Genomic DNA, 6,649 nt, shown 5'->3' with positions numbered 1-6,649 from the left:
GCGCCCGCGGAGGCGGCCGCCGCGGCCCCCGCGCCCGTCCCGGGCCCCGGATCCGGGGGCTGCGCCGCTGCCGGCACCGGGCCGGTCCCCAGGGCCAGGCCGATGCCGGTGGCGGTGGTCACGGCCCCCGCTGCCGCGAGGAACGTACGGCGGTCGAGGCGGGCGTCTGCGGATCTGTCGGATCTGCGGTGCATAGCGGTCTCCCCGAGTGCGAACGCGAAGCGGGCTACGGGCTGCGGAGCTGGCCGGCAGCGATCCTTCCTACCGAGGATCGTTGGCAGCGGGGGTGACCTGGGCGTGAACGCGGCCGCAACGGCCGCCGCCGATCACCGCACATCGATCTTGGCGAATGCGAACGGACATACAGCACTCGTCCCCTGGCGGGCTGACGCTCACTCAGCGTTCACTCTCGGGTGGAAGACTGGGCCGGTTGCGGGGCCGGTGCTGTAGTCCGTTTGCCCTACAGCCTCTGAGCTGCGAGAACGCCACTGCCCGCTTCACGGCCTCCGTCACACTTCCTCCCGAGTGGCGCCTGGCGGGTTTACGCCATCCTTACCTTCCCGCTCCGACAACTCTCCCCAAACCCCCGTCACTTCCATAAAAGTGATCGGTCATCCGGCTCCGATTTCCGGACGTCCGCTGTTCAGCGGCACCTTCACGTCAATTTCAGCCAGGGATGGTCATGACCCCCGAATCCCGCACCACCCGCCCCGGCGGCTCCAGACGCACGGCCCGAATAGCCGTCGCGGCCTCCCTCGTGGCCGCCCTCTCGGCCGCGGGCGCCGTGCCCGCCTTCGCCGACGACCCGCTGCCCGCCCCCGGCCCGGTCAAGTCACCGGCGGACAAGCTCGGTTCGCAGGACGCCGCGCTGCTCGCCGGCGCCAAGGCGGGCGGCGACAAGACCGTCACCATGATGATCGCCACCGCGCCGGGGCAGACCGGCCAGGTCACCGGCAAGCTCGGGGCCATCAAGGGCGCCTCCGTGGGCCGCACGGACGACAAGCTCGGCTACGTCCGGGCCACCGTGCCCACGGCCAAGGCCGACGCCGCCATCGCCGAGGCGGCGAAGCTGGGCTCGGTGCACGGCATCGACCTCAAGCAGGAGATCAAGCTGCCGGACCCGACGCCGCGCGCCGACGCGGCCGAGGGCGCCCGCGGCGCCAAGGCGGGCTCCTTCCCGGGCCCCGGCAAGGACACCCCGGCGAAGAACCCCTACCAGCCGGCCTTCGAGACCGGCGCCGTGGACTTCACCGAGGACCACCCGAAGGCCGACGGCCGCGGCGTGACCATCGGCATCCTCGACTCCGGCATCGACCTGGGCCACCCGGCGCTGCAGAAGACCAGCACCGGCGAGCGCAAGATCGTCGACTGGGTGACCTCGACCGACCCGCTGACCGACCAGGACGGCACCTGGCTGCCGATGACGTCCGACGTCTCGGGCCCGTCCTTCTCCTTCAACGGCCGCAGCTACACGGCGCCCGGCAACGGCGCCTACCAGGTCGCCCTCTTCCGGGAGAACGTCACCGCCGGCGGCGACATGAAGGGCGACCTCAACCGGGACGGCGACACCACCGACTCCTGGGCGGTCCTCTACGACAAGGCGAAGGGCACCGTCCGCGTCGACCTCGACGACGACGGGAACTTCACCAACGACGAGGAACTCAAGCCCTACAAGGACGGGTTCCAGGTCGGCTACTTCGGCAAGGACGACCCGAAGACCCCGATCGCCGAGCGCATCCCGTTCGTCGTGCAGATCCGCAAGGACGTGCCGATGGACCCCAAGGGCGGCGACTGGGTCGGCAAGAAGGCCGACTTCGTCAACATCGGCGTCATCGAGTCCGAGCACGGCACGCACGTCGCGGGCATCACCGCGGCCAACGGCCTCTTCGGCGGGAAGATGAACGGCGCGGCGCCCGGCGCCAAGCTCGTCTCCTCCCGCGCCTGCACCTGGAGCGGCGGCTGCACCAACGTCGCCCTCACCGAGGGCATGATCGACCTCGTGGTCAACCGCGGCGTCGACATCGTCAACATGTCGATCGGCGGCCTGCCCGCGCTCAACGACGGCAACAACGCCCGCTCCGAGCTCTACACGCGCCTCATCGACACCTACGGCGTCCAGCTCGTGATCTCCGCGGGCAACAGCGGCCCCGGCGCCAACACCATCGGCGACCCCGGCCTGGCCGACAAGGTCATCAGCGTCGGCGCGTCCGTCTCCAAGGAGACCTGGGCCGCCAACTACGGCTCGGAGGTGAAGACCAAGTACGCGATGATGCCGTTCTCCTCCCGCGGCCCGCGCGAGGACGGCGGCTTCACCCCGACGATCACCGCTCCGGGCGCGTCGATCAACACCACGCCGACCTGGGAGCCGGGCGCCCCCGTCAAGGAGGCCGGCTACGACCTGCCGCCCGGCTACGGCATGCTGCAGGGCACCTCGATGGCCTCCCCGCAGGCCGCCGGCGCCTCCGCGCTGCTGATCTCGGCCGCCAAGCAGAAGAACATGAAGCTCACCCCGGCCGACCTGCGCACGGCGCTGACCAGCACCGCCAAGCAGATCAAGGGCGCGCAGGCCTACGAGCAGGGCGCGGGCCTCATCAACATCCCGGACGCGTGGGAGGCGCTGCGCGATCACGCCACCGCCCACGACTACACGGTGAAGGCCCCGGTCTCCACCGCGCTGTCCTCCGCGCTCAAGACCCCGGGCTTCGGCACCGGCATCTACGACCGCGAGGGCGGTCTGAAGGCCGGCGAGACCCGTGCGTACGAGGTCACGATCACCCGTACCTCCGGCCCGGACAAGGCCGTGTGGCACGAGCTGAAGTGGCGCAACAACGACGGCACGTTCAAGATCGACGGCGACGACGAGGTCAAGCTGCCGCTGAACAAGCCCGTGACCGTCAAGGTGAAGGCGAAGGCCAGGACGGCCGGCCTGCACAGCGCGATCCTCACCGTGGACGACGACCGCACCGAGGGCATCGACAAGCAGGTCCTCGCGACCGTCGTCGCCGCGGAGCCGGTCGCGGCGCCCTCGTACGTGGTGAAGAAGACCGCCACGGCCGTGCGCAACGCCAGCACCTCGTACTTCGTCAGCGTGCCGAAGGGCGCGAAGACGCTGGAGGTCGCCCTGGGCGGCCTGGCCAAGGACAGCCAGACCCGGTTCATCGCGATCAACCCCTACGGCGTGCCCGTTGACGAGACCTCCACCGTCAACTGCTACCCGAACTACCCGAACCCGGCCAACAAGTGCCGCCCGGACCTGCGCAGCTACGCGAACCCGCTGCCGGGCGTCTGGGAGATCGAGGTCGAGTCGCGGCGCACCTCGCCGCTGCTGGAGAACCCCTACACGCTGACCGCCACCGCGCTCGGCGTCACCTTCGACCCGGCGGTGCAGACCGTGCCCGAGGCGAAGATCGGCACTCCGGCCGCCGTGTCCTGGAAGGCCGTCAACGGCTTCGCGGCGCTCGACGGCACGCTCAAGGGCGGGCAGCTCGGCTCCTCGAAGACCGCCCGGCCGGTGATCAAGGAGGGCGAGAAGCAGGTCACCAAGGTCACGCTCGGCGCGGGCGTCACCCGCTTCGACGCCGCGATCGGCGCGACCGCGGACGCCAAGGCCGACCTCGACCTGACCGTCTACAAGGACGGCAAGGCCGTGGGCTCCTCCACCAGCGGCGGCTCCGACGAGCTCGTGAGCCTGACCAAGCCGGCGGCGGGCGAGTACACCATCGAGGTCACGGGCTACTCGGTGCCCGCGGGCTCGACCGCGTACGACTACCGCGACGTGTACTTCGCGCCCTCGCTGGGGGAGATCAAGGTCGCCGACGGTGCGCCGGTCAAGCTGGGCGCCGGGCAGTCCGCGCAGGTCACGGCGGAGGTCGTGGTCGCGGGTGCGGCTCCGGAGGGGCGGTCCTTCTTCGGTGACGTGCAGCTGGTGAACGCGGCCGGGACGGTCGCGGGGAACGGCAGCGTGAAGATCGAGAAGGTCACCGGCTAGCCGGAGGCACGGAATCGGGAGGGGCGGGCGCACGGTATGGGCGCCCGCCCCTTCGCGCGCCCCGAATGCTCCCCCGCACCCCTCCGCGCCCCTACTGCGGCCCGGATTCCCGGAGGAGATTCGAGCACAGGTTGCGCTTATGCCCCGTTCGGTGCGGTCTGCGGACCTCTGCCGTCGAAGGGACGGTTCCGCCCATGCCACAGGACCCTCACACCCCCGTATCCAGCGAACCCCCGGTGGGCCTGCTGCCCGCCGACGGACAGCCCGTGTTCCAGCCCCCCGGCACGGGTGAGGGCGGCGAGCCCGCCCCGGGCGGCTCCACGGGCACCGAACCCGTCGAGGGCTACGAGCTGCCGGCCGCGCCCGAGGCCGCCGACGCCTTCGGCGGCCCCCTCCCCGACATCGGCGAGGCCTCCTTCGGGCCGCGGACCGGCCCCGAGACCGTCCACCCGCCGGACGACCGGGTGCAGATCACCAACACCTGCGTCTACCCGTGGCGCGTGCACTGCTTCCTGGAGATCACGGCCGCCGACGGCAGCGCCTGGCTAGGCACCGGCTGGTTCATCGGCCCGCACACGATCGCCACCGCCGGGCACGTCGTCTTCATCAAGAACAGCGGGGTGCCCGGGCGGGACGGCTGGGTCCGCAGCATCAAGGTGTGGCCCGGGCGCAACGGCGGCACGGTCTGTTACGGGCCGGTCGTCAGCACGAACTTCCGGTCGGTGACCGGCTGGACGGCAAGCGGCGACGAGAACTACGACTACGGCGCGATCATCCTCCCCACGGACCTCGGCGCGCAGACCGGCTGGTTCGGCTTCGGCGTCTGGTCCGACGCGGACCTGCTGCAGGTCACCGGCAACATCGCCGGCTATCCGGCCGACAAGCCGTACGCCACGCTCTGGTACGACGCGCGCCGCGTCGACTCGGTGGGCCCGCGCAAGGTGTACTACGACATCGACACCTTCGGCGGGCAGAGCGGCAGCTCCGTCTACCGGATCATCGGCAACGACCGGTACGGGATCGCCGTCCACACGTACGGCGGGGCCCGGGTGAACTCCGGGACCCGGATCACCACGCCGGTCTACAACAACTTCGTGGCCTGGAAGGCGTGACCCGATCCGCATGACCGAGCGCTCATGAGCACCTCGCCCGCGCCCGCCGGCGTGATCCGCGGCACGGTCCGCGACGCCGCGGGCGCGCCCGTCGCCGGCGCCCGCGTGGCCTTCGCCGACGGGCCGGTGCCCCTGCCGGACGTCGCCGCCGTCACCGACGGCGAGGGCCGCTTCGCGCTCACCGCCCCGGCCGCCGGGACGTACACCCTGGCGTGCCGGGCGGACGGAGGGACCGCCACCACCCGGGTGCGGGTCGCCGCGGGCCCCGCGGCCGCCCGCCCGGAGGATGTCCGGGCCGACCTGCGCCTGGGCTGAAGATTTCCCGCCCGCCCGGCCCGGTCTCGTACACCGGTCAAAGGATTGGACTTTTGGGGCGGGTGTGACCACATGATGGAACCGGCGTGCCAGGCGGGACGTCCCTGGCAGCAGGTTGCATGTTGCATGTGATGTACATGAGTAGGGAGCCCTCATGAGGATCGGAATCGTCGGAGCCACCGGGCAGGTCGGCGGAGTCATGCGCAAGATCCTCGCCGACCGGGACTTCCCGGTCAGCGAGCTGCGCCTGTTCGCCTCGGCGCGCTCCGCCGGATCCACCCTCCCCTGGAAGGGCACGGAGATCACGGTCGAGGACGCCTCGACCGCCGACTACACCGGCCTGGACATCGTGCTCTTCTCCGCCGGCGGCGCCACCTCGCGGGCGCTGGCCGAGAAGGTCGCCGGACAGGGCGCCGTCGTGATCGACAACTCCTCCGCCTGGCGCATGGACCCCGAGGTCCCGCTCGTCGTCTCCGAGGTCAACCCGCACGCGGTCAAGGACCGCCCCAAGGGCATCATCGCCAACCCGAACTGCACCACCATGGCCGCCATGCCCGTGCTGCGCCCGCTGCACGAGGAGGCGGGGCTGACGGCCCTGATCGCCACCACCTACCAGGCCGTCTCCGGCTCGGGCGTGGCCGGCGTCGCCGAGCTGCACACCCAGGTCTGCCGGCTGGCCGAGGCCGCCGACCAGCTCGCCTTCGACGGCGAGGCCGTCGAGTTCCCCGAGCCCGGCGTCTACAAGCGCCCCATCGCCTTCAACGTGCTCCCGCTGGCCGGCTCGATCGTCGACGACGGCCGCTTCGAGACCGACGAGGAGCAGAAGCTCCGCAACGAGTCCCGGAAGATCCTGGAGATCCCGGGCCTGAAGGTCTCCGGCACCTGCGTCCGCGTCCCCGTCTTCTCCGGCCACTCGCTGCAGGTCAACGCCCGCTTCGAGCGCCCGGTCAGCGTCGAGCGCGCCTACGAGCTGCTGGCGGACGCCCCCGGCGTCGAGCTCTCGGAGATCCCCACCCCCCTGCAGGCGGCCGGCAAGGACGCCTCCTACGTGGGCCGCATCCGCGTCGACGAGACCGCCGAGAACGGCCTCGCGCTCTTCCTCTCCAACGACAACCTCCGCAAGGGCGCCGCGCTGAACGCGGTCCAGATCGCGGAGCTCGTCGCCGCCGAGCTCAAGGGCTGACCCCTCCCCCGGCCCGCCCGCGCCGCCCTGCCCCCTCGGGGCCGGGCGGCG

Annotated in this window: 5 protein-coding genes; 4 read left to right on the top strand and 1 reads right to left on the bottom strand. The window is 71.6% G+C overall.

Features of this window, described 5'->3' with window-relative positions; translation table 11 throughout:
* The coding region (locus B7P34_RS36975; protein WP_146167012.1) for a twin-arginine translocation signal domain-containing protein at positions 1 to 194 on the bottom strand (194 nt) is incomplete at its 3' end.
* Positions 195 to 682: 488 nt separating this feature from the next.
* On the opposite strand from B7P34_RS36975, the gene B7P34_RS34435 reads away from it, so the two are divergent.
* From B7P34_RS34435 to B7P34_RS34420, 4 genes are all read left to right on the top strand, one after another.
* Positions 683 to 3,988 (top strand): S8 family serine peptidase, encoded by a 3,306-nt coding sequence (locus B7P34_RS34435; RefSeq protein WP_106682088.1) that lies wholly within the window; start codon positions 683 to 685, stop codon positions 3,986 to 3,988.
* A 194-nt stretch (positions 3,989 to 4,182) separates the two neighbouring features.
* Entirely contained in the window at positions 4,183 to 5,100 is a 918-nt protein-coding gene (locus B7P34_RS34430; protein ID WP_106682087.1) for a trypsin-like serine peptidase, read from the top strand.
* A 24-nt stretch (positions 5,101 to 5,124) separates the two neighbouring features.
* Positions 5,125 to 5,415, top strand: a complete 291-nt coding sequence (locus B7P34_RS34425; RefSeq protein WP_106682086.1) for a carboxypeptidase-like regulatory domain-containing protein — start codon at positions 5,125 to 5,127, stop codon at positions 5,413 to 5,415.
* A gap of 154 nt (positions 5,416 to 5,569) precedes the next feature.
* Complete coding sequence (locus B7P34_RS34420) at positions 5,570 to 6,598, top strand: aspartate-semialdehyde dehydrogenase (protein ID WP_106682085.1); 1,029 nt, start codon at positions 5,570 to 5,572, stop codon at positions 6,596 to 6,598.
* The last annotated feature ends 51 nt before the right edge of the window (positions 6,599 to 6,649 follow it).

Source organism: Streptosporangium nondiastaticum, assembly GCF_003011965.1.
Taxonomy (GTDB): Bacteria; Actinomycetota; Actinomycetes; order Streptomycetales; family Streptomycetaceae; genus Streptomyces; species Streptomyces nondiastaticus.
The sequence above is the reverse complement of the archived record's forward strand: the minus strand, read 5'-3'. Positions and strand labels throughout refer to the sequence as shown.

What these genes read in the sequence shown, in the direction of transcription:
- B7P34_RS34435 (WP_106682088.1), top strand. Translation starts at nt 683, where the DNA reads ATGACCCCCGAATCCCGCACCACCCGCCCCGGCGGCTCCAGACGCACG.
- B7P34_RS34430 (WP_106682087.1), top strand. Translation starts at nt 4,183, where the DNA reads ATGCCACAGGACCCTCACACCCCCGTATCCAGCGAACCCCCGGTGGGC.
- B7P34_RS34420 (WP_106682085.1), top strand. Translation starts at nt 5,570, where the DNA reads ATGAGGATCGGAATCGTCGGAGCCACCGGGCAGGTCGGCGGAGTCATG.
- B7P34_RS34425 (WP_106682086.1), top strand. Translation starts at nt 5,125, where the DNA reads ATGAGCACCTCGCCCGCGCCCGCCGGCGTGATCCGCGGCACGGTCCGC.